Consider the following 24461-nt stretch of genomic DNA (forward strand, 5'->3'; position numbering starts at 1 on the left):
GCACCTACATCGGCGCGGACGGAAGGCCTCTCCATGGACAACACACACGACATCGTCATCGTCGGCGGCGGCCACAACGGACTCACCGCTGCGGCCTATCTGGCCCAGGCCGGACGCCGGGTCCTGCTGCTCGAGCGGGACGACCACGTGGGCGGAGCGGCGGTGTCGGCAGCCGCGTTCGCGGGGGTGGATGCCCGGCTCTCCCGGTACTCCTACCTGGTGAGCCTGCTGCCCCGGAGAATCGTCGACGAGCTCGGCCTCGACATCCGCCTGGCCCGGCGCCGCTATTCGTCGTACACCCCTGACCCGGCGCATCCGTCGACCGGACTGCTCGTGGACGCCGGCGACCCGGAGGAGACCCACGCCTCGTTCGGTCGTATCGGCGCCGAGGCGGATGCGGCCGCCTGGCAACAGCTGGGCGACGACCTCGGACACCTGGCCCGGGCGCTGTTCCCCACGGTGTGCGAACCGTTGCCCACCCGTTCCGAGGCCCGCCGCCTGGTCGGCGACGACAAGCTGTGGGCCGAGCTGATCGAGCGTCCGCTCGGCGACATGCTCACCCGGCGCTTCAGCAACGACCTGGTGCGCGGGGTCGTGGCCACCGACGGCCTCATCGGCACGTTCACATCGGTGCACGACGCCTCCCTCGACGCCAACCGGTGTTACCTCTACCACTCGATCGGCAACGGCACGGGCGACTGGGATGTGCCCATCGGCGGAATGGGCGCCGTGACCGGCGAGCTCGAACGGGTCGCCAGGGAGGCGGGCGCGCGCATCCTGACCGGTGCGGAGGTGACCGGCATCACTGCCGACGGCACCGTGCGGTACCGGCAGGACGGCGTCGACCAGACCGTGGTCGGCTCCCGGGTGCTGGCGAATGTGGCGCCGTGGGTGCTGGACGGGCTCCTCGGCGACAGGCCGGCCGGCACGGTGAAACCGGAGGGCGCCCAGGTGAAGGTGAACCTCCTGTTGTCCCGACTCCCCCGGTTGCTCGACCCCGCGGTCTCCGCGGAAGCCGCGTTCGGCGGCACCTTCCACATCAACGAGACGCTCAGCCAGTTGGAGACCGCCTACCGGCAGGCCAGCGCCGGCACGGAGCCCGAGCTGGTCTCCTGCGAGATCTACTGCCACTCGCTGACCGATCCGAGCATCCTCTCGCCCGACCTCGTCGCGGCCGGCGCGCAGACCCTCACGGTTTTCGGCCTGCACACGCCCGACCGGCTCGCCCAGGAGGACAACGCCGGCCTGCGCGCTCGACTGCAGACGGCGGTGCTGGCCTCGCTCAACTCGGTTCTCGCCGAACCGATCGAGAGCCTGTTGCTGACGGATGGCGCCGGTGCCCCCTGTATCGAGACGAAGACCACCGCGGACCTCGAGGAGGCGCTCAACCTGCCGGGCGGGGACATCTTCCACGGCCTGTTGTCCTGGCCCTTCCTGGAGGACGACGCGCCACGGGACACCGCGGCCGAGCGCTGGGGCGTGGCCACCCGGCATCCGCGGATCCTGCTCTGCGGGGCCGGTGCCCGCCGCGGCGGCGGCGTGAGCGGGCTCGGCGGGCACAACGCCGCCATGGCGGTGCTCGAGGCCGAGGTCACGGAGGGCTCCGGGGCATAGCTCGCGCTCTGGCGGCGGCCTCGAACTAGGCATAGCCTCAGAGGGAAGGCTCGTGTTTCACTCACCGTGGAGGTCACTATGCCCACCCAGCCCCTGCCTGGTCCGCCGGACGTCGCCCATGCCACCGGACGTTTCGCCCACCGGGACGACGGGCTCTACCTGCTTTTCGACCGGATCTTCACCGCGGCCCCCGAGTACATCTGGGAGGGGCTGACGAAGCCCGAGGCCCTGCACGGCTGGATCGGCACATACACAGGCTCCCCACTGACCGGGGCCGTGCGCTTTCGCATGGAGTCCAAGAACGATTCGCAGTGGGAGTACGTGAGCATCCTCGAGTGCACGCCGCCCACCCGTCTGGCGCTCGACATCGGGGAGGGAGAGGACGCCTGGCGGGTTCTCGCCCACCTCAGCGAGGGCTCGGGCAAGACCGTGCTCACCTTCGGGCTGCGCCTGCACTCTGCGGCGGAAGCAGCCACCTTCGGGCCGGTCTGGGACTACTACCTCGATCGCCTGGTCGCCTCCCGCACGCACCACACCCTGCCGCCGTTCAGCAGGTATTACCCCGCTCTGAAGAAGCACTATCAGGAGCTGATCGTGCCCAAGCGCACCCAGCAGACAGCCACTGCGCCGGTGGACATCGAGCTGGGCAGCACCGACTCGGTGTGACCGGTCACTCCCAGATGCTGGGGGCCGCAGCGCGGGTGGCCGGCATGGCGACGTCGGCGCTCCAGTCGAGCAGCCAGGACGGCACCGTCAGGTCGTCGGGTACGGCCCCGACGGCGTCGATGAGCTCGTCGATGGTCACGACACCGCCGGTGCGCTTGAGGAACCGGCCGCGGATGAACCCGCGGGCGTACACCTCGACGGCGCCGCCGGCATCCGCATCGGCGACGGGTCGTACGAAGCGCTGCTCCACGTAGACGGCCTTCTCGTCGAAGCCCAGGATGCGTGACTCCACAGTGAAGCGCTGGCCGAGGGTGAGCGACTTGCGGAAGCTGATGGTCTCGGACACCACGACCGGGTACCAGCCCTTGGCTTGGAAGATCGCCCAGATGCCCGTGCGGTGCAGCATGTCGAACCGGGCGATGTCCATGATCGACAGGTACACGCCGTTGTTCATGTGCCGCAGGATGTCCTGGTCGGTGGGCAGGGTGATGAAGCGGGTACGGGCCACGTCATAGTGCCCGAGCCTGGTGCCGAAGCGCGACAGCAGCGAGTGGAGCAGGGTTCGAAAGAACATGTGCACCCGATGATGCTAACCGCCGGCGGCCCCGGGCGGGGCGATCGGCCGATACTCGCCCGGTTCTGCCTCAGGCGTCGGGCAGGTCGACGAGCGCGTCGAGAGCCACGGAGGCTCCGCGGGTGAGGTGCGCGGGGTCGGCGACGGTGCCGGCGCCCTCGATCACCAGGCAGCCGCCGGCCCGCACGCCGCGGGTGGACGCGAGCACGAGCAGGGCCGCGAGTTCCATCTCGAGGGCGAGGACGCCCAGCGCCACGTAGCCGGCCTGGTGGAGGTCGACGATGCCGGGGAAGGATGCGGCCCGGCTCCAGACGACGCCGCGGTGGTGCGGAGCGTCCTGTCGGTGAGCGGATGCTGCCAGCGCCAGCACCACCTCGGGGCCGGCGGTCGCCGGGTACCCCGCTGGCACGAGTTGCCCGGTCACGCCGTCGTCGCGCACGCAGGACTCCGCCACGATGAGATCGCCCGGGCCGATGCCGCGCAGCAGGGCTGCCGCGGAGCCGAGCTTGATGATGGTGTCCGCTCCGGCATCCATCAGCTCCTGGTAGAGCCGGATGGCGCCGGGAGCCCCGGCGCCATGGCAGGAGACGACGATCTCGGTGTCGTTCCAGGTGCCCGTGAAGGTGCGGTATTCACGGTGCCGGGCGACCTCGCGCACATCGGTGAGCCGGTGCAGGATGTGCTCGGCGAGCTGGGGGTCGTCGACCGTCAGTGCCCGCGGCGGCAGCCCGGTGCGCGGCAGACCGGTGAACGGGAGGCCGTCGCTCGGGTGGCCGGTGGTCGGGAACGGGTGGGCCTGGTTCATGTCTTCCCTCGGAGCCGGCGTGGCCCTGCCCGGGTGTGCGGCAGGTCGATCCTGTCTACCACGGGGCACGCCGGGCCCGGCGCGGGAATCAGGCCAGGGCGGGTTCGGCCGGAGCCGAGCGGGCGAGCGCGTGCGCAGCCTGGGTGGGCAGGGCGGCCACCTTGCGCACGAAGGTGCCCAACCGGCGATAGACCTCCTGCGATTCGGGGTGGCTGGCATCCTGCTGCCAGGTGTGCCGGGTGTTGGTGCGGTGCCGGCCGTAGATCACGGTGTCGACGAGGACCGAGCGGCGCCGAAGGGCCTCGATGAAGTTGAGGTTGGCGCGGTAGAAGTAGTCCCGCTCCGAGGTCGTGACGAAGACCGGCGGGAAGCCCTTGCCCAGCCACTCGATGGGTGACAGGAACCGGGCGGCATCGCGCAACGACTGGCCGCGACCTCGCTCGGGGAGCAGCATCCGCAGGAAATTGAGGCTGAGTACGAAGCCGCGCTCGAACATCACCGAGAAGTCGGCGATGCTGCAGTGCTGCACGAGGCCACGCAGGTGGCCCGGCTCGATCTGCAGGTCGATGTCATGGTGCGCGGCGAGAGCCTCGTCGTTGGCAGCGGCTGTGAGCAGCGCCGCAATGTGACCGCCGGCGGAGTCGCCGCCGATCACGATACGGGTGGGATCGCCGCCGTACTCGAGGATGTTGCGCTTGACCCAGGTGAGCACGTCATTGGCGTCGTGCAGCATGTGCTTGATGCCGAACCGGGTGGCCATGCGGTAATTCGCGTTGACCACGACCATGCCCTCGACGGCCTGGCTGGCGGCGTACTTGGTGAGCGGCGCCTTGTCGCCGGAGGTCCAGCCACCGCCGTGGAAGTACACGTAGACCGGCAGCGGAGCAGCGGCCTCGACGGCGTCGTGCGGTACCAGGACGTCCAGTCGGTGGTCGCGGATACCGTCGCCCACGTAGTCGAGGTCGAAGTGGTAGTCGACGGCGTCGATGGGGTCCGCGTTGAACTTGTGCAGCTCACCGGGAGCGAGCCGCGTCATCAACGCCCGCCAGAGCCAGACCGGCACCCGCGCCAAGCCGGTCTCCCGGTGGGTGAGGTGGGAGTCCCTGGCGGGTCCCGCGGTGGAATCGAATGCGCTGCTGGTGAGGGGGGAAATCTGGAACATGGTGCCTTACTGCCGGTGTGGCTCTGCCGAGAGCGGCAGGGTCAGACCGATGTCACCCTGGAGGCGCTTGCATCAGAATTTTGCCGCCTGCTGACGATAGTCGTCACACCCTGAGATAACCTGAGAATCATTCACCTGCATGAATCTGGCGGTTCCCCAACTCAGGAGGTGGCGCCTCCGGCGACTCCCGTGGCCTCGAGAACGGCGCGGGCCAGCGTGTGGAAATGCACGTTGAAGCCCATCACGGCGGGGGTGGCCTGCGGGTCGACGCCGAGGTCGGCCACGTCCAGTGCGTGCAACACGAACTGATAGCGATGGGTTCCCGTTCCAGGAGGCGGCCCGGCGCCGATGAAGCTGGGCTGGCGACCCTCGTTGGGCATCACGACGGCGCCCGCGGGCAGCAGCACCGAGTTCTCCGTCCCGGCGCCGGTGGGCAGGCTCACGGTCTCGGCGGGAATGTTGAACAGCGCCCAGTGCCAGAAGCCCGAGCCTGTGGGCGCATCCGGGTCGTAGACGGTGAGAGCGAAGCTCTTGGTCTCGGCGGGGAAGCCCGTCCAGTGCAGGTCGGGCGACACATCCTGTCCACCGGCACCGGCGCCGTACTGCGCGGGCGCGAGGGGCCCGCCGTCGATCATGACGGAACTGGTCAGGCTGAACAGTGGCACCTCGCCGAAGCGGGCGAAGGGATCGGTGCTGGGCATACACACTCCAAGGTCTGGCTGGTGGTCTGGTGTTTCAGCCTACGTGGCCGCTGCCCGGAAAGCACCGACGCCTAAAATGTGGAGGTGGCCATTCCGAAGATCCTGCTCTACTACGTCTTCACCCCGCTCGCCGACCCCGAGGCCATCCGCCTGTGGCAGCGTGACCTCTGCGAGTCGCTCGGCCTGCGCGGGCGCATCCTGATCTCCCAGGACGGCCTCAACGGCACGGTCGGCGGCGACCTACCGGCCCTCAAGCGTTACGTGCGCAAGACCCGGCAGTACGCGCCGTTCGCGAACATCGACTTCAAGTGGAGCGAGGGCACCGGGCTCGACGACAACGGTGCGAGCCTCGACTTCCCCCGCCTGGTGGTCAAGGTGCGCGACGAGATCGTGAGCTTCGGCTCCCCCGGGACACTCACCGTACAGGCCGGCGGCGTGGTCGGCGGCGGCACCCGCCTGGCCCCGGCCGAGCTGCATGCCCTGGTGGCCGAGCGCGGTGACGACGTGGTGTTCTTTGACGGCCGCAACGCCTTCGAGGCCGAGATCGGCCGATTCCGGGGCGCGGTGGTGCCGGATGTGGCCAACACCCGCGAGTTCGCGGCCGAGCTCGACAGCGGCAAGTACGACCACCTCAAGGGCAAGCCCGTCGTGACTTACTGCACGGGCGGCATTCGCTGCGAGGTGCTCTCGTCGCTCATGAAGGACCGTGGTTTCGGCGAGGTCTACCAGCTCGAGGGCGGCATCGTGCGGTACGGCGAGGCCTACGGCGACGACGGCCTCTGGGACGGCTCGTTGTATGTGTTCGATCAGCGGATGTCGGTGGACTTCAGCGACCACGCGGCCGTGCTCGGCCACTGCCGGGTCTGCGGTGACCCCACCAAGAACATGCTCAACTGCCGCGACCTGTCGTGCCGGGAGCAGCTCGTGGTGTGCGCAGCCTGTGCCGCCCTGGCCGCGCCGGCCTGCGAGAAGCACGCGGCGTAGCCCGCCGCACGCCGCCGGATCTCGGGACCGTTCACGGCGGGACGCGACACGGTGAAAGTAGTTGCTTGCGCAGTTACCTAGCGTGTGCAATCATTTATCACGCGCCTGCAACTACCTCCTGGGTCTCGACGAGCTCGACCACCGGGGGGGGGCTGGGTCTCGACTGGCTCGACCACCGGGGAGATCAGCGATGAGGACGGGCGCACACACCGCACACACCTAAGGATTTTCATGCCCATTGGATTGATCGCACTCGCCCTCGGCGGCTTCGGGATCGGCCTGACCGAATTCGTCATCGCCGGCCTCCTCCCCGAGGTGGCCGCCGACTTCGCCGTCTCGGAGGCGGCCGCCGGCTGGCTCATCTCCGGCTACGCGCTCAGCGTCGCCGTCGGCGCCATCCTGCTCACCGCCGCCGTGACCCGGCTGCCCCGCAAGCACGTTCTGGTCGGGCTGATGGTGCTCTTCATCATCGGCAACCTGGTCTCCGCGCTGGCCCCGACCTACTCGCTCATGCTGCTCGGCCGCATCATCGCGGCCCTCTGCCACGGCGCGTTCTTCGGCATCGGCGCTGTCGTCGCGGCCAGCCTGGTGCCGCAGAGCAAGAAGTCCGGCGCCATCGCCATCATGTTCACCGGCCTCACCCTCGCCAATGTGCTCGGGGTGCCGTTCGGCACCTTCATCGGCCAGAGCTTCGGCTGGCGCGCCACCTTCTGGGCCATCACCGTGATCGGCGTCATCGCGCTGGCCGGAATCGTGGCGCTCGTGCCCCGGGCCACCGACGACACCGCCCACGTGAGCAACCTGCGCGGCGAGCTCCGGGCGTTCCGCTCTGGCCAGGTCTGGCTGTCACTCGTGGTGACTGTGCTCGGCTTCGGCGGCATGTTCGGCGCCTTCACGTACATCGCCTTCACCCTCACCGAGGTCAGCGGCTTCGACAGCGCGGCCGTGCCGTGGCTGCTCGTGGTGTTCGGTGCCGGGCTCTTCGTCGGCAATATCCTGGGCGGCAAGGCGGCCGACCGTCGCCTCGACCGCACCCTGATCGTGTTGCTGTCCGGCCTCACCGTGGTCATGGTGTTCTTCGCCCTCACCGCCGCCAACCCGGTCGCCACCGTGGTCGCGCTCGTGCTGATGGGCGGTTTCGGTTTCGGCACCGTTCCCGGCCTGCAGACCCGCATCATGCTCTACGCCGACACCGCGCCCACCCTGGCCTCCAGCGCCAACATCGCCGCGTTCAACGTGGGCAACGCCCTCGGCGCCTGGATCGGCGGCATCACCATCAGCGTCGGCCTGGGCTACACCTCGCCGATCTGGGCCGGCGCCGTCATCACAGCGGCCGCCGTGGTCGTGATGATCGTGGCCGCCACCCGCCGCAGCGTGCTCGCCCCGGCGAGCGCCAGCGAGACCGAACCCACCAGCGCCGCGCCGGTCGTCAAGACCTCCCACTGACCTGCCCGCACTCAGATTCACCGCACTTCGATTCAAAGGACTACCGCATGAGCATCCCCACCATCACCCTGAACAACGGCGTCGAGATCCCGCAGCTCGGCTTCGGCGTCTTCCAGGTTCCCGACGCCGAAACCACGGATGCGGTGGCCGCCGCCCTGGCCGCCGGGTACCGCAGCATCGACACCGCGGCCATCTACGGCAACGAGGCAGGCGTGGGCCGTGCCCTGACGGCATCCGGTATCCCGCGCGACGAACTGTTCATCACCACCAAGCTATGGAACAGCGACCAGGGCTTCGAGTCCACGATCGCCGCCCACGAGGCCAGCCTCGCCGCTCTCGGCCTCGACCATGTCGACCTGTACCTGATCCACTGGCCGGCCCCGGCCAACGACCTCTACCTCGAGACCTGGCGGGCCATGGAGCAGCTCCTGGCCGACAACCGGGTGCGCGCCATCGGCGTCTCGAACTTCGAGCCGGAACACCTGGAGCGCCTCGTGGATGCCTCGCTGATCGTGCCGGCCGTGAACCAGGTGGAGCTGCACCCGCGGCTCACGCAGAGCCGGGTGCGGGCCGCCAACGACGCTCACGGCATCCGCACGGAAGCCTGGAGCCCGTTGGCCCAGGGCAGCCTGCTGGCCGACCCTGTCATCGTCGAGATCGCGGGCCGCAGCGACCGCACCCCCGCCCAGGTCGTGCTCCGCTGGCACCTGCAGCAGGGCCGGATCGTGATCCCCAAGTCCGTCACGCCCAGCCGCATCGCCGAGAACCTGGCGGTCTTCGACTTCGACCTCTCCGCCGACGATCTGCGACACATCGACGCTCTCAACACCGACTCCCGCATCGGGCCCGACCCCGTCGAGTTCGCCGGCTGAGCGGCTCAGCGCCCGGTCCGGGCCTTTCCCCGCGCCCTGGCGTAGTGCCGGGCGCTCGCGCTGGAGAGGGCGAGCAGGATCAGGATGTCGATCGTGACGCTGACCAGCGATGTGCGCAGGGTGATCTGGGCACCGTTGAGAGAGTAGTCGGCGAAGGAGATCAGGATGCTGAGCGAGGCGAACGACATCGCCACCACCCGGGACCAGTTGTGGCCGCGGAGTACCAGCAGGGCCAAGCCGAGGTAGAGCGCGAGGTACAGCCCGTACACCGCCAGTCCCCACCCGAGCACGAGACCGGCCGTCTGCGGATCGCCCCGCCCGATCCGTTCCCCACCCAGAACAATCGTGGCCGCGTAACTCTGCCAGGACAGGACCACCGTGAGAATCGCGACCGCGCCGGTGAGCACCCGCACCCCCATCAGTACCACCCCGCCGACCAGCGACGACGGCCGTTTGACGAGCAGGGGACCGCCGGCGGTCACGAGAGCCCCGTCACTTCGGTGACGGCGCCGGGCTCGCCGGGAACCCGGCCGTCGCCCGCCCCGGCGGCCGACTCCCCCGGCCCCACCAGGCCCCGCAAGTCGATCACCGGCAGATCGCCATCTGTTTGGATGGTGTCACCGCCGCCGTTGCGGGAGTGATAGCCGGTGGCGAAATCCCGGATCACCACCACCCGGGTCTGCGGCACGGCCTGGCGGATGCTTGCCACGATGTGGTCCCGCTCCACATCGGTGTGCTCGTCGATCTTGTGGGTGACCTGGAGAGTGAAGAGGCTGAGCCCCACGGCCCTGTCGAAGGTGCCGGCAGCCAGCCAGTCCACGCGGTGGCCGCCGGGCAGCATCCAGCCGTCCGGGCAGCGCCAGAACCGCACGTGGTGACGCTTGGCCGGGTTGTTCTCGACCTCCTGCTGGTATGCGAAGTCCTGGATGCGGTCGAACAGGAGCAGCGGGCTCACCGGGGCCCGCAGGTAGCTGCGCCGACGCACGGTCGACGTCACGATGCGCCAGCTGGAGGCGAGGGTCACGTCGTCAGCCCGGGTCCAGCCCGCCGCGGCGAGCGCCGCGTGCACCTGGTCGGCGCTGCCGGTGAGGGCGAGGTTGACCGGGTCGCCGAGCAGGCCGTCACTCGTGCGGGTGCGGCCGATGAAGTAGTCGGGCACGTAGAGCCTGGTGAGGATGCGGTGCAGGCGCGGCAACACGAGGTAGGCCAGCAACGCCCAGAACAGCACCGCGAACCAGATCAGTCCCCAGCCCAGACCCAGACTCTCGGTGGCCAGGAGCACGGCGAGCCAGACCGACGCGAGGCCGGCGAGGACGAAGAAGAACGAGTCGAGCACGGCCCCGAACGACACACGCCGACGCACGGAGGGCCCCGCCGTGGTCTCTGGCATGCGCCCATGCTAGTTCGGTCGCCCCGCGCGCGGCGGGGTACCGGCAGATCAATGCTTGGATGGCAGGGTGACCTACGACGTCGAAACGATCCGCGCCCATTTTCCCGCCCTCTCCGCCGGCTCCGTGCACTTCGACAGCCCGGGCGGCACGCAGACTCCCGCGAGCGTCGGCCAGGCGATCATGGACACCCTCACCGGCCCGCTGTCGATCCGCGGCCGGCGCAGCCCCTCCGAACGCAACGCCGACGACGCCGTCACCGGCTTCCGCACCGCGATGGCCGACCTGCTCGGCGCCGACCCGCTCGGCATCGTCTACGGCCGCAGCGCCACCCAGCTGACCTACGACTTCTCCCGTCACCTCGCCCGCGACTGGGCGCCAGGCGACGAGATCGTGGTCTCCCGCCTCGACCACGACTCCAACATCCGCCCGTGGGTGCAGGCTGCCACACACGTCGGCGCCACCGTGGTGTGGGTGGACTTCGATCCGAGCACGGGCGAGCTGCCCGCATCCGCTGTCGCCGCGGTGCTCACCGATCACACCCGCCTGGTCGCGGTCACCGCCGCCTCCAACCTGATCGGCACCCGACCGGCCATCGCGGAGATCGCCGAGGTGGTGCACGCGGTCGGCGCCCAGATGTTCGTCGACGGTGTGCACTACGTGCCGCACGCCTTCGTGGACTTGGCCGCGCTCGGCGCCGACTTCTTCGTCTGCTCCCCGTACAAGTTCTTCGGCCCGCACTGCGGTGTCCTGGCGGCCGATCCCGCCCTCCTCGAGGGGATCCGCCCCGACAAGCTGCTGCCCTCCACAGATGTGGTGCCTGAGCGCTTCGAGCTCGGCACCCTGCCCTACGAGACCCTCGCGGGCGTCACGGCCGCCGTGGACTTCCTCGCCGGCCTGGGCGACCTGGCCGGCGGCAGCACCTCGCGCCCCAGCGTCAGCCGCCGCGAACGCCTGCGCGCGTCGCTACGGCAGGTGGAGGCACACGAGGATTCCCTCCGCGCGCGGCTCGAAGCCGGACTGGCCGCGCTGCCCGGGGTGACCCTGTATTCGCGGGCCGCCGATCGCACCCCCACGGTTCTCGTCGGCTTCGCCGAACGCACCGCCGCCGACGCGGCCCAGTTCCTCAGCGAACGGCGGATTCTCGCTCCCGCCGGTTCGTTCTACGCGCTCGAGGCGTCCCGCCATCTGGACCTCGGCGATGCGGGCGGGCTGCGGGTGGGCCTGGCCCCGTACAGCACGGCCGCGGAGATCGACGCTCTGCTGGCCGCGATCGCCGAATTCCTGTCCGCCTAGCCGATTTTGGGCGCACTGGGCCGGCATCCGCGCAAAAAACCCGGGCGGACCGGCCCGTTTTCCCCATAAACTGGCGCAAGCGACAGAGGGGACACGGATGCCAATCGGCTCGGTCATCGAATTCAGCAATATCACCAAGAGGTTTGGGCAGGTCACGGCCGTCAACGACCTCTCCTTCACGGTCGAGCCCGGCCGGGTGACCGGATTCCTGGGCCCGAACGGCGCCGGCAAGACCACGACCCTCCGGATGCTGCTGGGCCTGGTGGCCCCCACCTCCGGCACCGCCACCTTCGGCGGGCTGCGCTACCGGGACCTGCCCCGCCCGCTGGCCACCGTGGGAGCGGCCCTCGAAGCCGCCAGCTTCCACCCCGGCCGCTCGGCCGCCAATCACCTCGGCGTGTACACGATCGCCGCCGGGCTGCCCCGCACCCGGGTCGCCGAGGTGCTGCACCAGGTGGGCCTGGCCGAACACGCCGACCAGCGCGTCGGCGGCTACTCCCTGGGCATGCGCCAGCGCCTGGGCCTGGCCTACTCACTGCTCGGCGACCCCGGCGTGCTCGTGCTCGACGAGCCGATCAACGGCCTGGACCCGGAGGGCATCAAGTGGATCCGCGGGTTCCTCAGCAGCATGGCCGCCGAGGGCCGCACCGTGTTGGTGAGCTCGCACCTGCTCAGCGAGGTGCAGCAGAGCGTCGACGACGTGATCATCATCGCCAAGGGCGAGCTGGTGCACTCCGGCCCGTTGTCGAGCTTGGACACCAACATCGCCCCACAGGTCATCGTGGACTCCCCCGACCGGGACGCCCTCGTGGCCGCGCTCACCGCGGCGGACCTGCAATTCACCTCGGGCCGCACAGGCCTGATCGTGGCCGTGCCCGACCCCGGCCAGGTGGGCCACATCGCCTTTGTCGCCGGTGTGGAACTGAACGTGCTGCATAGGCAGAAGGCCGGCCTGGAGGACTCCTTCCTCGCCCTCGTCGACGGAGGCGAATCGCTGTGAACCTGATCCTGCGCCCCGTGGCCGCCGAATTCAGCAAGATCCTCACCACCCGCATGTGGTGGATCCTCGCCCTGGTGCTGTTCGGCTACATCGCCCTCCTGGCCGGCGGCCTCTCCGCCCTGTTCGGCGGCATCGACAGCGGCGCCATCAGCTCGGACTCCGTGAACACCGGCGGTGGCGGCAGCCTGGCCGGGCTCGGCAGCCTGCCCCCGCTCATCTACAGCTTCGCCGCCTCGGTCGGTTACGTCTTCCCGGTGCTGCTGGGGGCCCTGGCCAGCACCGGCGAGTTCCGCCACCAGACCCTCACACCCACCTTCCTGGCCACGCCCCGTCGTGCCCGGGTGCTCGGCGCCAAGACCATCGCCCTGTTCGTGGTCGGCGCGGCCTTCGGCGTCGTCGCTCTGGCGGCATCCGTGGGCATCGGCGCCGTGGTCTTCAACGGCTTCGGCATCGACCCGCTGCTCGCCGACTCGGCGACCTGGGCGCTGATCGGCCGCACCGTGCTGGCCATGGCGCTCTGGGCCGTCATCGGCGTGGGGCTGGGAGTTCTCGTGCCCAGCCAGGTGGCGTCGATCGTGATCGTGCTCGCATTCACCCAGTTCGTCGAACCGCTGCTGCGCTTCGCGTCGTCGTTCACCGAAGTGACGGCGGATGTGGGCAAGTTCCTGCCCGGCGCCGCCTCCGACGCGCTCGTGGGGGCGAGTTTCTTCACCCTCGCCAGCCCGGGCGGGGCCGTGCTGGAGAGCTGGCAGGGCGGTCTCGTGCTGCTGGCCTACGGGCTGCTCGCCACGGGCTTCGGCTACCTGGTGAGCTGGAAGCGGGACGTGACCTGATCCGGCCGGCACCACCTGGCCAGGTCTAGGGTGAAGGCATGCCTGCTCCCGAGTTCCGCGCCATCGTCGTCGACCGTACCGAGGATGAATCGGGCAAACGCAGCCAATCCGCCGCGCTGACCACGGTGACCGACGCCATGCTCATGGACGGCGACGTCACCGTGGCCGTCGAGTTCTCCAGCATCAACTTCAAGGACGGCCTGGCTCTGATGGGCCGGCCCGGCGTGGCCCGGGTCTGGCCGTTGATCGCCGGCATCGACTTCGTGGGCACCGTCGAGTCGAGCAGCGACCCCCGCTGGGGCGTCGGCGACCGGGTCATCCTCAACGGGTCGGGTATCGGCGAGAGCCACCACGGCGGCCTCGCGGAACGTGCCCGGGTCTCGGGCGCTTCGCTGGTGCGGCTGCCGGAGGCCCTGAGCCCCGTGCGCGCGGCCGCCATCGGCACGGCCGGGTTCACCGCGATGCTCGCAGTGCTCGCGCTCGAGCGCGGCGGAGTGCTGCCCGAGTCCGGCGACGTGCTCGTCACCGGCGCGGCCGGCGGGGTCGGGTCCATCGCCATCGCCCTGCTCGCCGCCCGCGGCTACCACGTCGTCGCCTCCACGGGACGAGGCGACGAACTCGGCGATTACCTGCGGGGCCTCGGCGCCGCGGAGATCCTCGACCGGCACACCCTGGGCGAGCCCGGGAAGCCGCTGCAGACCCAGCGCTGGGCCGGTGCCGTCGACTCCGTCGGCAGCCACACCCTGGCCAACGTGCTGGCCCAGACGCATCAGGGCGGGGTCGTGGCCTCCTGCGGCCTGGCCCAGGGCGCCGACCTGCCCACGACCGTGATGCCGTTCATCCTGCGCGCCGTCACCCTGGCCGGAATCAACTCGGTCGAGGCGCCGCTGGACCGCCGCGAAGAGGCCTGGAGTCGCCTGGCCACCGACCTCGACCTGGGGCTGCTCGACGGCCTCACCGAGGTCATCGCGCTCGACGAATCTTTCGCAGCCGCCGAACGCATCCTGGCCGGCCGGATCCACGGCCGCACGGTGGTGGACGTACGCCGCTGAGGTGAGGAACCGGGCGGCTAGGCTTCAGATATGGCCATCATCGCTTCAGTTTTCGTCGCCCTCGCGGCCGTCCTGCACGTGTACATCTTCCTCATGGAGAGCGCGTGGTGGACGCGGCCGAAGATCTGGCAGCGTTTCGGCCTGGCCAGCCAGGCCGACGCCGAGACGACCAAGGTACTCGCCTACAACCAAGGCTTTTACAACCTGTTCCTGGCGGTGGGCGCGGCCATCGGCCTGTTCCTCTACTTCGGCGGCCCCCGGGACGCCGGCACTGCGTTGATCCTGTTCAGCACAGCGTCGATGTTCACGGCCGCGATCGTGCTCACCACGACGGGACCGGGCAAGGTCCGGGCCGCGTTGACCCAGGGTACGCTGCCGCTGATCGGATTCATCCTGTTCCTGGCCGCCTAGCGCGCGGGGCTCTGGCCGCGCCGCTGCGCCACCCTGCCGAAAGGACCGTTGTGACCCACGTCATCCTCTTCCACCACGCCCAAGGCCTCACCGACGGGGTCGCGGAATTCGCCCAGCGGCCGCGGGACGCCGGCCACGACGTGGTCGTGCCCGACCTCTATGACGGTCTCACCTTCGACTCGATCGATGCCGGGGTCGCCCACGCGGAGAAGCTGGGCTTTGCGACCATCATCGAGCGGGGCACTCTGGCCGCGGATGCCCTGCCGCCGGACACCGTGTACGCCGGGTTCTCGCTGGGCTCCCTGCCGGCGCAGAAACTCGCCCAGACCCGCCCGGGCGCCCTCGGGGCGCTGCTGTACCACGGCGGTGTGCCGGCGGGCTCGTTCGCGTCGGACTGGCCGGGGACCGTGGCGTTGCAGGTGCACGTCGGCAGCGGCGACGAGTGGATCGAACTCGAGGACGCCGAGGAGCTCGTCGACGAGGCCGGGGCGGCCGAGCTGTTCATCTACCCCACCGGCGGCCACCTCATCGCCGACTCCAGTCTCGAGGAGTACGACGAGGAGTTCGCCGAGCTGATTCTGGAGCGCTCCATCCAGTTCCTCGACCGCCTGGGCTGATCTCCCGCCCTGGCTCGGTGGTGTCGTCGGTCTCGGCGGTCGAGCCTGTCGAGACCCCGTGGGCCAGCCTCATGACCGCTAAGAGCATCGCGACCCGTCGGAATGGCAAGGGGGGTTGCTGAAGTGGCATGATGGGGGCATGACCAGCGAACCGGCATCCGTTCTGAAAACCGTCGGCGCTCGCCTGCGGGAGCTCAGGCTGCAGAGCGGGCGCACCCAGGCACAGCTCTCCGCCGCGACCGGCATTTCAGAGAGCACCCTCTCCAGGCTTGAGTCCGGACAGCGCACCCCCACACTGGAACTGCTGCTCGCACTGTCGAGCGCCCATGACGTGACCATCGACGACCTCGTGCGAGCTCCCGCCGACGACGACCCGAGGCTCGACCAGCGGCCGTTCACGCGGCACGGCACGACGTTCATCCCACTGAGCCGGGAGAAGGGCGGGCTGCAGGCGTACAAGCAGATCCTGCCCGGACGCACGAGCGCCGATGTGCTCGAGCAGCGCACCCACGAGGGCTTCGACTGGTTCTACGTTCTCAGCGGTCGGCTGCGGCTCGTGCTGGGTGAGCACGACATGATCCTCGGGGCGGGCGAGGTCGCCGAATTCGACACCCGGGTGCCGCACGCCTTCGGCAGCGCCGGCCCTGAACCGGCGGAGATCCTCAGCCTGTTCGGCCACCAGGGCGAACGTATCCACGTGCGCGCCAGCACGGTGCGCTGACCCGCGCCCGGTTCCTGCCCCTGCCCAGCGGCCGGTCGGGCCGAGTTACGCTGTCGCCTCCGGTGCGACCGCTGCGGCCGCGTCCGCCGGGGCAGGCTCGGCGGGCTTGGCCGGCTCGGTGGGCTTGGCCGGCTCGGTGGGCTTGGCCGGCTTCGCGGCTTCGGCGGGCTTCACGGGCTGAGCCGGGTTGGCGGGCTCGGCCGGCTTGACCACCTTGGCAGCCTTCGTGGTGCGGGTGCGCTTGACGGGCGCGGCCGGCACGGGCGCCTCGGGCGTGTCAGCAGCCTCGGCGGGCGCAGCGGGCTTCGGGGCTTTCGGCGTCCGCACTCGCTTAGCCGGCTTGGCCGGGGTGGCCGGTTCTGCGGCCGCATCGGGTGGCTCGGTCGCATCCGGCGCTGCCGCATCCGTCACCGGTTCGTCCGCCACATCGCCGGCCTCGGTGGGCTCGAGCTTGAGCGAGGCGATGAGGTCGGGCGCGTGGTTGGTCGACAGGATCACCCGGGCGAAGTCGTCGCCGCTCAGGTCGATGACGACGGCCTGGCGCTTGCGCTTGATGGCCAGGAAGTCCTTGCCGCCGTGGAACTTCCACACGCCGACCGCGAGAACCAGCGGCACGAGGGCCCCAGGGGCACGGATGCCGCGCACCCAGATCCACGGATCGTCCGTGATCGTCACCGAGCGGATGGTGTCCCGCGAGATCACCAGATCCTCCCGGCGGAGGGCCAGCGTCTTCTCAGCGGGCGTCAGGTGGATCTCCAGCCGGTCGGGGTGCACTCGCAAGGAAGCCATGCTCCCAGTCTGCCCGGTCCGGCTGACAATCCCCCTGTCGCAATCTCACAAAGGCGTAACGCCGCCGCGGTGGAGGACCACCTAGTCCCACCCGTTTCTGTTCCCCGTCCGGACATTTGCGCCCGGCGCACCGGGTGCAGTTGTCCGTTCGGGGAACAGTTGCGAGCGCTAGGCGGTCGGACGGGCCTCGGCTGCGGCCTTCGCGGCGGCCGGCAGGGCCTCCAGGGTGCGCCCGATCGCGTCGCCGTCGTGCGCGGCCGACACGAACCAGGCCTCGAACACCGACGGCGGCAGGGAGACACCCTGGTCGAGCATCGAGTGGAAGAACGGCGCGTAGCGGTATGCCTCCTGGCGCTGCACCTCGGCGTAGCTGCGCGGCGGCGTGACGGCGGCCTCCTGGCCGAAGACGAAGCTGAACAGGTTGCCGGCATGCTGCACGCTATGTGCCACGCCCTCGGCGAAGAGCGCACTGGAAACGGCCTCGGAGAGCAGCTCGGCGGTGTCGTCGAGCCGGGAGTACACGGCGGCGTCGGCCGCGGTGAGGGTGGCGATGCCGGCGGCCACGGCCACCGGGTTGCCCGAGAGCGTGCCGGCCTGGTAGACCGGCCCCGCCGGGGCCAGGAAGTCCATCACGTCGGCCCGGCCGCCGAGTGCGGCGACCGGGAGGCCACCGCCGATGACCTTGCCGTAGGTGAACAGGTCGGGCGTGTACGTTTCGCCTTCGTCCGCCTGCAGCGCCCAGTAGCCACCCGGGTTGACGCGAAACCCGGTGAGGACCTCGTCGACGATGAACAGCGCGCCGTGCTCGTGGGCGAGGTCGGACAGCGCCGCGTTGAAGCCGGCATCCGGGGCCACGACACCCATGTTCGCGGCCGCGGCCTCGGTGATCACCGCGGCGATCTGGCCTGGGTAGGCCTCGAAGGCGGCGCGCACGGCGTCGAGATCGTTGTACGGCAGCACCAGCGTCTGCCCGGCGGTGGCCGCGGTGACGCCGGCTGAGCCGGGCAGCGAGAGCGTGGCCAGGCCGCTCCCGGCCTCGGCCAGCAGGCCGTCGGAGTGTCCGTGGTAGTGGCCGGCGAACTTGATCAGCAGGTCACGCTGGGTGAACCCGCGGGCAAGGCGGATGGCTGTCATGGTGGCCTCGGTGCCGGTGGAGACCAGCCGGAGCTTCTCGATCGCGCCCACCCGACTCTTGATCAGCTCGGCCAGCACGGTCTCGCCGGGGGTGGAGGCGCCGAAGGAGAGGCCGAGCGCGGCGGCCTCTTGCACGGCGGCGACCACGGCGGGGTGCGCGTGGCCGAGGATCGCCGGGCCCCAGGAGCTGACCAGGTCGACGTAGTCGCGGCCGTCGGAGTCGAAGACGTAGGCGCCCTGCGCCTTCACCAGGAACAGCGGGGTGCCGCCGACCGAGCGGAAGGCCCGCACCGGTGAGTTGACGCCGCCGGGGATGGAGAGCTGGGCGCGGGCGAACAGCTCGTCGTTGTGCGTGGTGCGGGTCATCGGGCATCCGTTTCGGTGAGCCAGGCGGCGAGTTCGACCGCCCAGTAGGTGAGAATCGCGTCGGCTCCGGCGCGGCGGATGCTGAGCACCGACTCCTCGATGGCGCGGCGGCGGTCGATCCAGCCCTGCGCGGCGGCTGCTTCGATCATGGCGTACTCGCCGGAGACCTGGTAGGCCCAGACGGGAACCGAGCTCATGGCGGCGACCTCGGCGAGCACGTCGAGGTAGCTGCCGGCTGGCTTGACCATGACGACGTCGGCACCCTCGTCGATGTCGATGCGCGCCTCGCGCACGCCCTCGCGGCGGTTGGCGGGGTCGAGCTGGTACGTGCGGCGGTCGCCGACCAGGGTGGACTGAACGGCTTCCCGGAACGGGCCGTAGTAGGCGGAGGCGTACTTGGCCGAGTAGGCGAGCACGGCGGTGTCGGCGTAGCCGGCGGCGTCGAGGGTGGCGCGCACGGAGGCGACCTGGCCGTCCATCATGCCGGACAGGCCGAGCAGGGCCGAGCCGGCCTGGGCCTGGGCGAGGGCCATGTCGTTGTAACGCAGCAGTGTAGCGTCGTTGTCGACGGAGCCGTCGGCGGCAAGCACGCCGCAGTGGCCGTGATCGGTGAACTCGTCCAAGCACAGGTCGGTCTGCACCACGAGGGCGTCGCCCACCTCGGCGACGACGGCGCGCGTGGCGGCGTTGAGAATGCCGTCGGGGTCGGTGGCTCCGGTGCCGGTGGCGTCGCGCACCGCGGGCACGCCGAAGAGCATCACCCCGCCGATGCCGGCCGCGGCGGCTTCGGCCACGGCGCGGCGGGCGCCGTCGATGCTGTGCTGCACGATGCCGGGCATCGAGGAGATCGGGGTGGATTCGTTGCCCTCACGCACGAAGAGCGGCAACACCAGCTCGGCGGGGTGGACACGGGTTTCGCTGGCCAGGCGGCGGAGTGCGGGGGTGCTGCGCAGTCGTCGCGGGCGGATGACGGGGTTTATCACCCGACCAGCCTAGGCCTGAAGCCTGGGAGCCCCGGCGGGAAGAGGACGCTTTCAGCCGACAGGTGGCGCCAGGCCGAGGCGCGGGTACAGCACGTCGAAGGCCGTGTCGAGCCCGTCGGTCAGAGCGGGGAGCACATGCCCTCCGTCCGGCGACTCCCAATACGTCGTCGTCATACCCGCTGCGGCAGCCTCGGCCGCGACCCGCTTCTGCCCCTCCACGAACTCCGCATCGTTCGATCCCACAGTGAAGACGGCGACAGTGTCGGAGAACGTGCGCGCGGCGAGCAGGTTGACCGGCTTCACGGCGTCGTACGCCGCCTGGTCGCCGTGGAAGACGTCCGCGAGGGTGGCTGCCTGGATCTCCGATCCGGCGAATTCCTCCCCGGAGATGTCCACCACATTGGAGAACAGATCCGGGTGCTTGGCGGCCAGGGAAATGGCGCACTGACCACCGTTGGAGTACCCGGCTATGGTCCAGTAGCGGGGGTCCTTGATGATGTTCAGGTTGGCCTTGGCCCAGTTGACCACGTCCTTGGTCAGGAAGGTCTCAGCGTTGCCGTAGTTGGGGGTGTCCAGGCAGAGGGGATCCTGGTCCGGGTCGCCGAGCTGGTCGGCGACGATGACGATAGGAGCGAGACCGCCGTGCAGAGCGGCGTCCCGGTCAAGGGTGGCCGCGATGAAGGACGGATCGGGGTTTCCCGGCTGACCCATCAAGAGGATCACCAGCGGCAGCGCCGGAGCATCCGCCACGAGAGCGGCAGGTGGCAGGTAGATTCCGGCGGGCCTCGAGGTGAAGCCCGACAGGGTGTTCGGAATGACCTGGCTCCCGGTCGTGCCTGCCGCCGGCAGGCCGGGCGGTGCGACCCAGCTGCGATACAGGGGGCCGGCTGGTGCCGCGCCGCTGGGCGACGGGAGACGGATGGTCGCTTCGGTCACCACCCCGAACAGGGAGCCGACAGTGCGGTTGAGTCCGAAGCTCGAGTTGATGGCCAGTACTCCCGCGACGAGGAAGACGATCACGGCGACCGCCGCGCCGATCTTGCGACGCGCGCGCGAGCGCCAGAGGTTGGCGACCGCGACGGCGATCGCCGCGCAGGTCGCCGCAAACCACAGGAAGCTGACCCGACCTGGTGACATCCCGAAGACGTCGATGACCTTCACGAGGACGATCCACACGGCCGTCGCGACTCCGGCGCCGCAGAGCACGGCGAGCGACAGCGTCACGATCCACCGCCGGGTCGGCCTGCGGACGACGAGAAACGCGAGGCTCCCCGCCGCAAGCGCGAGCACCGTGTAACGCAGCGGGCCGGCCAGGATGTCGATGCCGAAGAAGGCTGCGGCTAGCTCGTTGATTGTGCACCTCTTTTCCGGCAGGCTCCCGGGTGGGACGGACGGTTAGAGGTCGCGGGGGGCGAGGCGCACGAGGGCCTCGATGAGGGACTCGGCGCTGCGCTCGTCGGCGACCACGTCGACCCGCAGGCCGATGGCCGCCGCGTCCTTGGCCGTGCGCGGGCCGATGCAGGCGATCAGGGTGGTCTCGGGAATGGGGCCGAGCTGCTCCTGCACCTGCTGGGCGACGCTGCCGCTGGTGACCAGCACGGCGTGCACCCGGCCGGCCTTGACGTCGGCGACGACCCGGTCGGAAACCGGCACGCCCACGGTGCGGTAGGCCACGACCGATTCGACCTCGTGGCCGATACGGCGCAGGCCCTCGGTGAGCAGCGGCTTGGCGATCTCGGAGCGCAGGGTGAGCACGCGCAGCGGGATGACGCCGTGGGTGGCGGCCTCCCAGTCCTCGAGCAGGCCCTTGGCCGAGTTGTCCTCCGACGGCACGATGTCGACGTGGTAGCCGGCGGCCACGAGCGCGGCGGCGGTGGTCTCCCCCACCGCGGCGATGCGGGTGCCGGGCGCCACGACGGCCCTGTGCGACGAGAGCACGTCGACGGTGGTGGCGCTGGTGACGGTCATCCAGTCGAACTCACCGGCAGCGAGCTTGGCGAGCGCGGTCTCGAGAGCCGGCGCGTCGTCGGTGGGCGCGAAGTTGATCATCGGCGCCACGACGGGGAGGGCGCCGCGGGAACGCAGGTTGGCGGCGACCTGGTCGCCCCAGGGCCCACCGCGCGGCACGAGGACGCGCCAGCCGGCCAGGGGCTTGTCGGGGTTGTGCCGGGTGCCGCTCACGAGGTCACCGTCAGGGGGGCGAATTCGGCGGCGCCGCCGGCCAGGAGCTCACGGGCCGCACGGTCGGCCACGTTGAGGGCAGCCTCCTGCAGGTCGGCAACGGCGTGCGACTCGGGCGTCGCGGCGTGCGACGCCGTGATGCGGCGGGTGCCGTCGGGGCTGTACACGGTGGCGGTGAGGAAGAGCAGGCCGTCGTCGAGCACGGCGGTGGCGCCGATCGGGGCGGCGCATCCGGCCTCGAGGCGGGCGAGCACCTGGCGCTCGGCCGTGACGGTGGCCTGCGTGGTGGCGTGGTTGAGCACGGCGAGGGCCTTGGCGAGCAGACGCTCGGGCTTGCCGTCGCGCACCTCGATCGCCAGGGCGCCCTGTCCGGGCGCGGTGGGCCAGTCGGAGAGTTCGAGGTACTCGGTGGCCATGTTATCGAGCAGGCCGAGACGGCCCAGGCCCGCCGCGGCGAGCACCACGGCGTGCAGCTTCTCGTCGGCGACGAGCGCGAGCCGGGTGTCCACGTTGCCGCGGATGTCGACGACCTCGAGGTCGGGGCGCAGCTCCCGCAGCTGCGCGGCCCGGCGCGGGGAACCGGTGCCCACGCGGGCACCCTCCGGCAGGGTGGCCAGGGTGAACCCGGCGCGGGCGCACAGCACGTCGCGGGCGTCGGCGCGCTTGGGCGTCGCCCCGATGGTGAGGCCGGCGTACGGCTCGGTGGGCAGGTCCTTGAAGGAGTGCACGACAACGTCGCACTCGTCGTTCAACAACGCCTCGCGCAGGGCGCTGGCGAAAACGCCCGTGCCGCCAAGGCTGGACAGCGACTCCCGGGACACGTCCCCGTGCGTGGTGATCGGGATGATCTCCACCTCGCCGTTGGTCACCGCCTGGATGCGGTTGGCCACGGCGGTGGTCTGCGCCATCGCCAAGGCACTGCCGCGGGTTCCGACGCGGATGACGCTCACGGTGCCATACCAGCGACCGCCGGCTTGAAGCCGAGGCGCACGTTCTCGCAACAGCCCGGCCGGCACACGTCGTACCAAGGGCCGAGGTTGGTCAGGGCGGGCCGGTCGGCGGGAGGCACGTCGTTCAGCCGCTCCTCGACGAGGTCGATCAGGCCGGACACGTAGACGGGGTCGGCGCCGGGCGTGGGCACGCGCACCGAGAACAGGCCGTGTTCCTTGGCCGTTTCGGTGGCCTCGTTGTCGAGGTCCCACATGACCTCCATGTGATCGCTGACGAATCCGAGCGGCACGATGACGACGGCACGGATGCCGCGCGCCGGCAGCAGCGCGATCGCGTCGTTGATGTCGGGCTCGAGCCACGGCATGCTGGGGGGTCCGCTGCGGGACTGGTACACCAGCTGCCACGGGCTGGTGAGGCCCTGCATGACCACATCGGCCACGGCCAGGTGCTGGGCGGCATAGGCGCCGTCGGGGCCGAAGCCGCGTTCGGCCGGTCCGCTCTTGGCGGCATCCGTCGACGGGATCGAGTGGGTGGAGAACAGCACCTCGACCTCTGTGGCGAGGTCGATGCCGGGGATCTGAGCCTCGATGTCGGCCAGGCCCTGACGCACGCCGGTGATGAATGGGGTGACGAAGCCGGGGTGGTCGAAGAACTGGCGGATCTTGTCGATCTGAACGGTGCCGGTGAGCCCGGTTGTGTCCAGCGCCTGGGCGAAGTCCTCGCGGTACTGGCGGCAGCCGGAGTAGGAGCTGTAGGCGCTGGTCGCGATGGCGAGCAGGCGGTCCTGGCCGGCGGCGTGCGCCTCGGCAATGGTGTCGGGCAGGTAGGGCGCCCAGTTGCGGTTGCCCCAGATCACGGGCAGGTCGATGCCGCGGCGGTCCAATTCGGCCTGCAGCGCTGCGCGCAGCACGCGGTTCTGCTGGTTGATCGGGCTGATGCCGCCGAAGTGCCGGTAGTGCACTGCGACCTCTTCGAGGCGTTCCTCGGGGATGCCGCGGCCGCGCGTGACGTTGCGCAGGAACGGGATCACGTCGTCCTGGCCCTCCGGTCCGCCGAAACCGGCGAGGAGGATGGCGTCGTACCTCGTCATTACTGCAGCACCTCCACGAGTTCGGCGGTAGTGATGCGACGACCTGTGTAGAAGGGAACCTCTTCACGCACGTGGCGGCGGGCCTCGGTGGCGCGGAGCTCGCGCATCAGGTCGACGAGCTCGGTGAGCTCGTCGGACTCGATCGGCAGGAGCCACTCGTAGTCGCCGAGGGCGAACGAGGAGACGGTGTTGGCGATGGCCCCGCGGAACGCGGCGCCCTTGCGACCGTGGTCGGCGAGCATCTTGCCGCGCTCGGCCTCTGGCAGCAGGTACCACTCGTAGCTGCGCACGAACGGGTACACGGTGAGCCAGGCCTTCGGGTCGATGCCGCGCAGGAAACCGGGCACGTGGCTCTTGTTGAACTCGGCGTCGCGGTGCACGCCCATGGCGTTCCAGGTCGGCAGCAGGCTCTTGAGCAGGCGGCTGCGGCGGAGTTCCCGGTTGGCCCACTGCAGGGTCTGGGCCTCGTCGGCGTGGGTCCAGATCATCACGTCGGCGTCGGCGCGGAGGCCGGAGACGTCGTAGAACCCGCGCACGGTCACGCCTTCGGCTTCGACGAGGGCGATGATGCCGTCGAGTTCGTCGACGAAACGCGGTACGTCCCGGCCGTCGAGGTCGTCGGGGTTGGCCGGGTCCCTGCGCAGCACTGTGAAGAGGGTGAATCCGGAGGGGGAAGCCTCGGTGGGTTCAGCCTCTGACGAGGTGTGGGAATCGGGTGTGGGCACGGTCATGTCTACTGCCTCTCCGGCAGCCGGGTGAGTCATGTCTACTAGTCTCCACCGCTTTGCTCGGAGAGCCAAAAGTAGGCCCGGCCCGGCAGCATTC

General features: G+C 70.2%; 26 protein-coding genes. 12 read left to right on the forward strand and 14 right to left on the reverse strand.

What is annotated here, in order from left to right; genetic code table 11:
- The first annotated feature begins 33 nt into the window (after positions 1–33).
- Both DOE79_RS10660 and DOE79_RS10665 read left to right on the forward strand, forming a co-directional pair.
- Positions 34–1614, forward strand: a complete 1581-nt coding sequence (locus DOE79_RS10660; RefSeq protein ID WP_120338467.1) for a phytoene desaturase family protein — start codon at positions 34–36, stop codon at positions 1612–1614.
- 78 nt (positions 1615–1692) lie between these two features.
- Complete coding sequence (locus DOE79_RS10665) at positions 1693–2280, forward strand: SRPBCC domain-containing protein (RefSeq protein ID WP_120338468.1); 588 nt, start codon at positions 1693–1695, stop codon at positions 2278–2280.
- Positions 2281–2284: 4 nt separating this feature from the next.
- Here the strand turns inward: DOE79_RS10665 and DOE79_RS10670 are convergent, their stop codons facing one another.
- The 4 genes from DOE79_RS10670 to DOE79_RS10685 form a co-directional block, all read right to left on the reverse strand.
- Positions 2285–2860 carry an acyl-CoA thioesterase gene (locus DOE79_RS10670; RefSeq protein ID WP_245976891.1) on the reverse strand — a complete coding sequence of 192 codons (576 nt, stop codon included), beginning with the start codon at positions 2858–2860 and terminating at the stop codon, positions 2285–2287.
- 64 nt (positions 2861–2924) lie between these two features.
- Positions 2925–3659 carry a phosphorylase family protein gene (locus DOE79_RS10675; RefSeq protein ID WP_120338470.1) on the reverse strand — a complete coding sequence of 245 codons (735 nt, stop codon included), beginning with the start codon at positions 3657–3659 and terminating at the stop codon, positions 2925–2927.
- Between the two features lie 88 nt (positions 3660–3747).
- Complete coding sequence (locus tag DOE79_RS10680; RefSeq protein WP_245976892.1) at positions 3748–4821, reverse strand: alpha/beta hydrolase; 1074 nt, start codon at positions 4819–4821, stop codon at positions 3748–3750.
- Positions 4822–4982: 161 nt separating this feature from the next.
- A complete protein-coding gene (locus DOE79_RS10685; RefSeq protein ID WP_120338471.1) occupies positions 4983–5522 on the reverse strand; it encodes a YbhB/YbcL family Raf kinase inhibitor-like protein in 540 nt (179 codons plus the stop codon).
- An 84-nt stretch (positions 5523–5606) separates the two neighbouring features.
- Between DOE79_RS10685 and trhO the strand changes: the two genes are divergently transcribed.
- The 3 genes from trhO (at position 5607) to DOE79_RS10700 (ending at position 8824) form a co-directional block, all read left to right on the forward strand.
- Positions 5607–6506, forward strand: coding sequence for an oxygen-dependent tRNA uridine(34) hydroxylase TrhO (gene trhO, locus DOE79_RS10690; RefSeq protein WP_120340286.1), 900 nt, complete (start codon positions 5607–5609; stop codon positions 6504–6506).
- 231 nt (positions 6507–6737) lie between these two features.
- A complete protein-coding gene (locus DOE79_RS10695) occupies positions 6738–7952 on the forward strand; it encodes an MFS transporter (protein WP_120338472.1) in 1215 nt (404 codons plus the stop codon).
- A 47-nt stretch (positions 7953–7999) separates the two neighbouring features.
- A complete protein-coding gene (locus DOE79_RS10700) occupies positions 8000–8824 on the forward strand; it encodes an aldo/keto reductase (protein ID WP_120338473.1) in 825 nt (274 codons plus the stop codon).
- Between the two features lie 5 nt (positions 8825–8829).
- Here DOE79_RS10700 and DOE79_RS10705 read toward each other — a convergent pair whose 3' ends face one another.
- Together DOE79_RS10705 and DOE79_RS10710 are read right to left on the reverse strand one after the other, a co-directional pair.
- Complete coding sequence (locus tag DOE79_RS10705) at positions 8830–9306, reverse strand: hypothetical protein (RefSeq protein ID WP_120338474.1); 477 nt, start codon at positions 9304–9306, stop codon at positions 8830–8832.
- Positions 9303–10214 carry an LssY C-terminal domain-containing protein gene (locus tag DOE79_RS10710; protein WP_120338475.1) on the reverse strand — a complete coding sequence of 304 codons (912 nt, stop codon included), beginning with the start codon at positions 10212–10214 and terminating at the stop codon, positions 9303–9305. The genes DOE79_RS10705 and DOE79_RS10710 overlap by 4 nt, the downstream gene beginning before the upstream one ends.
- Before the next feature lie 67 nt (positions 10215–10281).
- Here DOE79_RS10710 and DOE79_RS10715 point away from each other — a divergent pair, with 67 nt between their 5' ends.
- From DOE79_RS10715 to DOE79_RS10745, 7 genes are all read left to right on the forward strand, one after another.
- Complete coding sequence (locus DOE79_RS10715; protein WP_120338476.1) at positions 10282–11508, forward strand: cysteine desulfurase-like protein; 1227 nt, start codon at positions 10282–10284, stop codon at positions 11506–11508.
- Between the two features lie 97 nt (positions 11509–11605).
- Positions 11606–12508 (forward strand): ATP-binding cassette domain-containing protein, encoded by a 903-nt coding sequence (locus DOE79_RS10720; protein WP_120338477.1) that lies wholly within the window; start codon positions 11606–11608, stop codon positions 12506–12508.
- Complete coding sequence (locus DOE79_RS10725; RefSeq protein WP_245976893.1) at positions 12505–13341, forward strand: ABC transporter permease; 837 nt, start codon at positions 12505–12507, stop codon at positions 13339–13341. Before DOE79_RS10720 ends, DOE79_RS10725 begins: the two co-directional genes overlap by 4 nt.
- A 38-nt stretch (positions 13342–13379) precedes the next feature.
- Positions 13380–14393 carry an acrylyl-CoA reductase (NADPH) gene (acuI, locus tag DOE79_RS10730; RefSeq protein WP_120338478.1) on the forward strand — a complete coding sequence of 338 codons (1014 nt, stop codon included), beginning with the start codon at positions 13380–13382 and terminating at the stop codon, positions 14391–14393.
- Between the two features lie 30 nt (positions 14394–14423).
- A complete protein-coding gene (locus tag DOE79_RS10735) occupies positions 14424–14804 on the forward strand; it encodes a DUF1304 domain-containing protein (RefSeq protein ID WP_120338479.1) in 381 nt (126 codons plus the stop codon).
- Between the two features lie 50 nt (positions 14805–14854).
- Positions 14855–15421, forward strand: a complete 567-nt coding sequence (locus DOE79_RS10740) for a dienelactone hydrolase family protein (protein ID WP_245976894.1) — start codon at positions 14855–14857, stop codon at positions 15419–15421.
- 139 nt (positions 15422–15560) lie between these two features.
- On the forward strand, positions 15561–16142 hold the full coding sequence (locus tag DOE79_RS10745) for a helix-turn-helix domain-containing protein (protein WP_120338480.1): 582 nt from the start codon (positions 15561–15563) through the stop codon (positions 16140–16142).
- A gap of 45 nt (positions 16143–16187) precedes the next feature.
- Here the strand turns inward: DOE79_RS10745 and DOE79_RS21045 are convergent, their stop codons facing one another.
- The 8 genes from DOE79_RS21045 to hemQ all read right to left on the reverse strand — a co-directional run bounded on the left by DOE79_RS21045 (position 16188) and on the right by hemQ (position 24367).
- The gene (locus DOE79_RS21045) at positions 16188–16931 is read right to left on the reverse strand and encodes a hypothetical protein (RefSeq protein WP_181445818.1); all 744 of its coding nucleotides are present in this window, start codon (positions 16929–16931) and stop codon (positions 16188–16190) included.
- Between the two features lie 168 nt (positions 16932–17099).
- Entirely contained in the window at positions 17100–18431 is a 1332-nt protein-coding gene (gene hemL / locus DOE79_RS10760; RefSeq protein WP_120338481.1) for a glutamate-1-semialdehyde 2,1-aminomutase, read from the reverse strand.
- On the reverse strand, positions 18428–19411 hold the full coding sequence (gene hemB, locus DOE79_RS10765; RefSeq protein ID WP_420480702.1) for a porphobilinogen synthase: 984 nt from the start codon (positions 19409–19411) through the stop codon (positions 18428–18430). Before hemB ends, hemL begins: the two co-directional genes overlap by 4 nt.
- A gap of 54 nt (positions 19412–19465) precedes the next feature.
- A complete protein-coding gene (locus DOE79_RS10770; RefSeq protein WP_120338482.1) occupies positions 19466–20638 on the reverse strand; it encodes an alpha/beta hydrolase in 1173 nt (390 codons plus the stop codon).
- 171 nt (positions 20639–20809) lie between these two features.
- On the reverse strand, positions 20810–21595 hold the full coding sequence (locus DOE79_RS10775) for a uroporphyrinogen-III synthase (RefSeq protein WP_120338483.1): 786 nt from the start codon (positions 21593–21595) through the stop codon (positions 20810–20812).
- Positions 21592–22503 (reverse strand): hydroxymethylbilane synthase, encoded by a 912-nt coding sequence (gene hemC / locus DOE79_RS10780; protein WP_245977320.1) that lies wholly within the window; start codon positions 22501–22503, stop codon positions 21592–21594. Before hemC ends, DOE79_RS10775 begins: the two co-directional genes overlap by 4 nt.
- 38 nt (positions 22504–22541) lie before the next feature.
- Complete coding sequence (locus DOE79_RS10785) at positions 22542–23636, reverse strand: ferrochelatase (protein ID WP_120338485.1); 1095 nt, start codon at positions 23634–23636, stop codon at positions 22542–22544.
- Entirely contained in the window at positions 23636–24367 is a 732-nt protein-coding gene (hemQ, locus tag DOE79_RS10790; protein ID WP_120338486.1) for a hydrogen peroxide-dependent heme synthase, read from the reverse strand. The genes DOE79_RS10785 and hemQ overlap by 1 nt, the downstream gene beginning before the upstream one ends.
- Positions 24368–24461 lie beyond the last annotated feature (94 nt).

This window comes from Cryobacterium soli, from assembly GCF_003611035.1.
GTDB lineage: Bacteria > Actinomycetota > Actinomycetes > Actinomycetales > Microbacteriaceae > Cryobacterium > Cryobacterium soli.

Coding starts and splice junctions, on each gene's coding strand:
- DOE79_RS10695 (WP_120338472.1), top strand. CDS start 6,738: ATGCCCATTGGATTGATCGCACTCGCCCTCGGCGGCTTCGGGATCGGC.
- DOE79_RS10675 (WP_120338470.1), bottom strand. CDS start 3,659: ATGAACCAGGCCCACCCGTTCCCGACCACCGGCCACCCGAGCGACGGC.
- hemL (WP_120338481.1), bottom strand. CDS start 18,431: ATGACCCGCACCACGCACAACGACGAGCTGTTCGCCCGCGCCCAGCTC.
- DOE79_RS10735 (WP_120338479.1), top strand. CDS start 14,424: ATGGCCATCATCGCTTCAGTTTTCGTCGCCCTCGCGGCCGTCCTGCAC.
- DOE79_RS10680 (WP_245976892.1), bottom strand. CDS start 4,821: ATGTTCCAGATTTCCCCCCTCACCAGCAGCGCATTCGATTCCACCGCG.
- acuI (WP_120338478.1), top strand. CDS start 13,380: ATGCCTGCTCCCGAGTTCCGCGCCATCGTCGTCGACCGTACCGAGGAT.
- hemC (WP_245977320.1), bottom strand. CDS start 22,503: ATGGCGCAGACCACCGCCGTGGCCAACCGCATCCAGGCGGTGACCAAC.
- DOE79_RS10710 (WP_120338475.1), bottom strand. CDS start 10,214: ATGCCAGAGACCACGGCGGGGCCCTCCGTGCGTCGGCGTGTGTCGTTC.
- DOE79_RS10660 (WP_120338467.1), top strand. CDS start 34: ATGGACAACACACACGACATCGTCATCGTCGGCGGCGGCCACAACGGA.
- DOE79_RS10685 (WP_120338471.1), bottom strand. CDS start 5,522: ATGCCCAGCACCGATCCCTTCGCCCGCTTCGGCGAGGTGCCACTGTTC.
- DOE79_RS10665 (WP_120338468.1), top strand. CDS start 1,693: ATGCCCACCCAGCCCCTGCCTGGTCCGCCGGACGTCGCCCATGCCACC.
- DOE79_RS21045 (WP_181445818.1), bottom strand. CDS start 16,931: ATGGCTTCCTTGCGAGTGCACCCCGACCGGCTGGAGATCCACCTGACG.
- DOE79_RS10745 (WP_120338480.1), top strand. CDS start 15,561: ATGACCAGCGAACCGGCATCCGTTCTGAAAACCGTCGGCGCTCGCCTG.
- DOE79_RS10785 (WP_120338485.1), bottom strand. CDS start 23,636: ATGACGAGGTACGACGCCATCCTCCTCGCCGGTTTCGGCGGACCGGAG.
- DOE79_RS10700 (WP_120338473.1), top strand. CDS start 8,000: ATGAGCATCCCCACCATCACCCTGAACAACGGCGTCGAGATCCCGCAG.
- hemQ (WP_120338486.1), bottom strand. CDS start 24,367: ATGACCGTGCCCACACCCGATTCCCACACCTCGTCAGAGGCTGAACCC.
- DOE79_RS10720 (WP_120338477.1), top strand. CDS start 11,606: ATGCCAATCGGCTCGGTCATCGAATTCAGCAATATCACCAAGAGGTTT.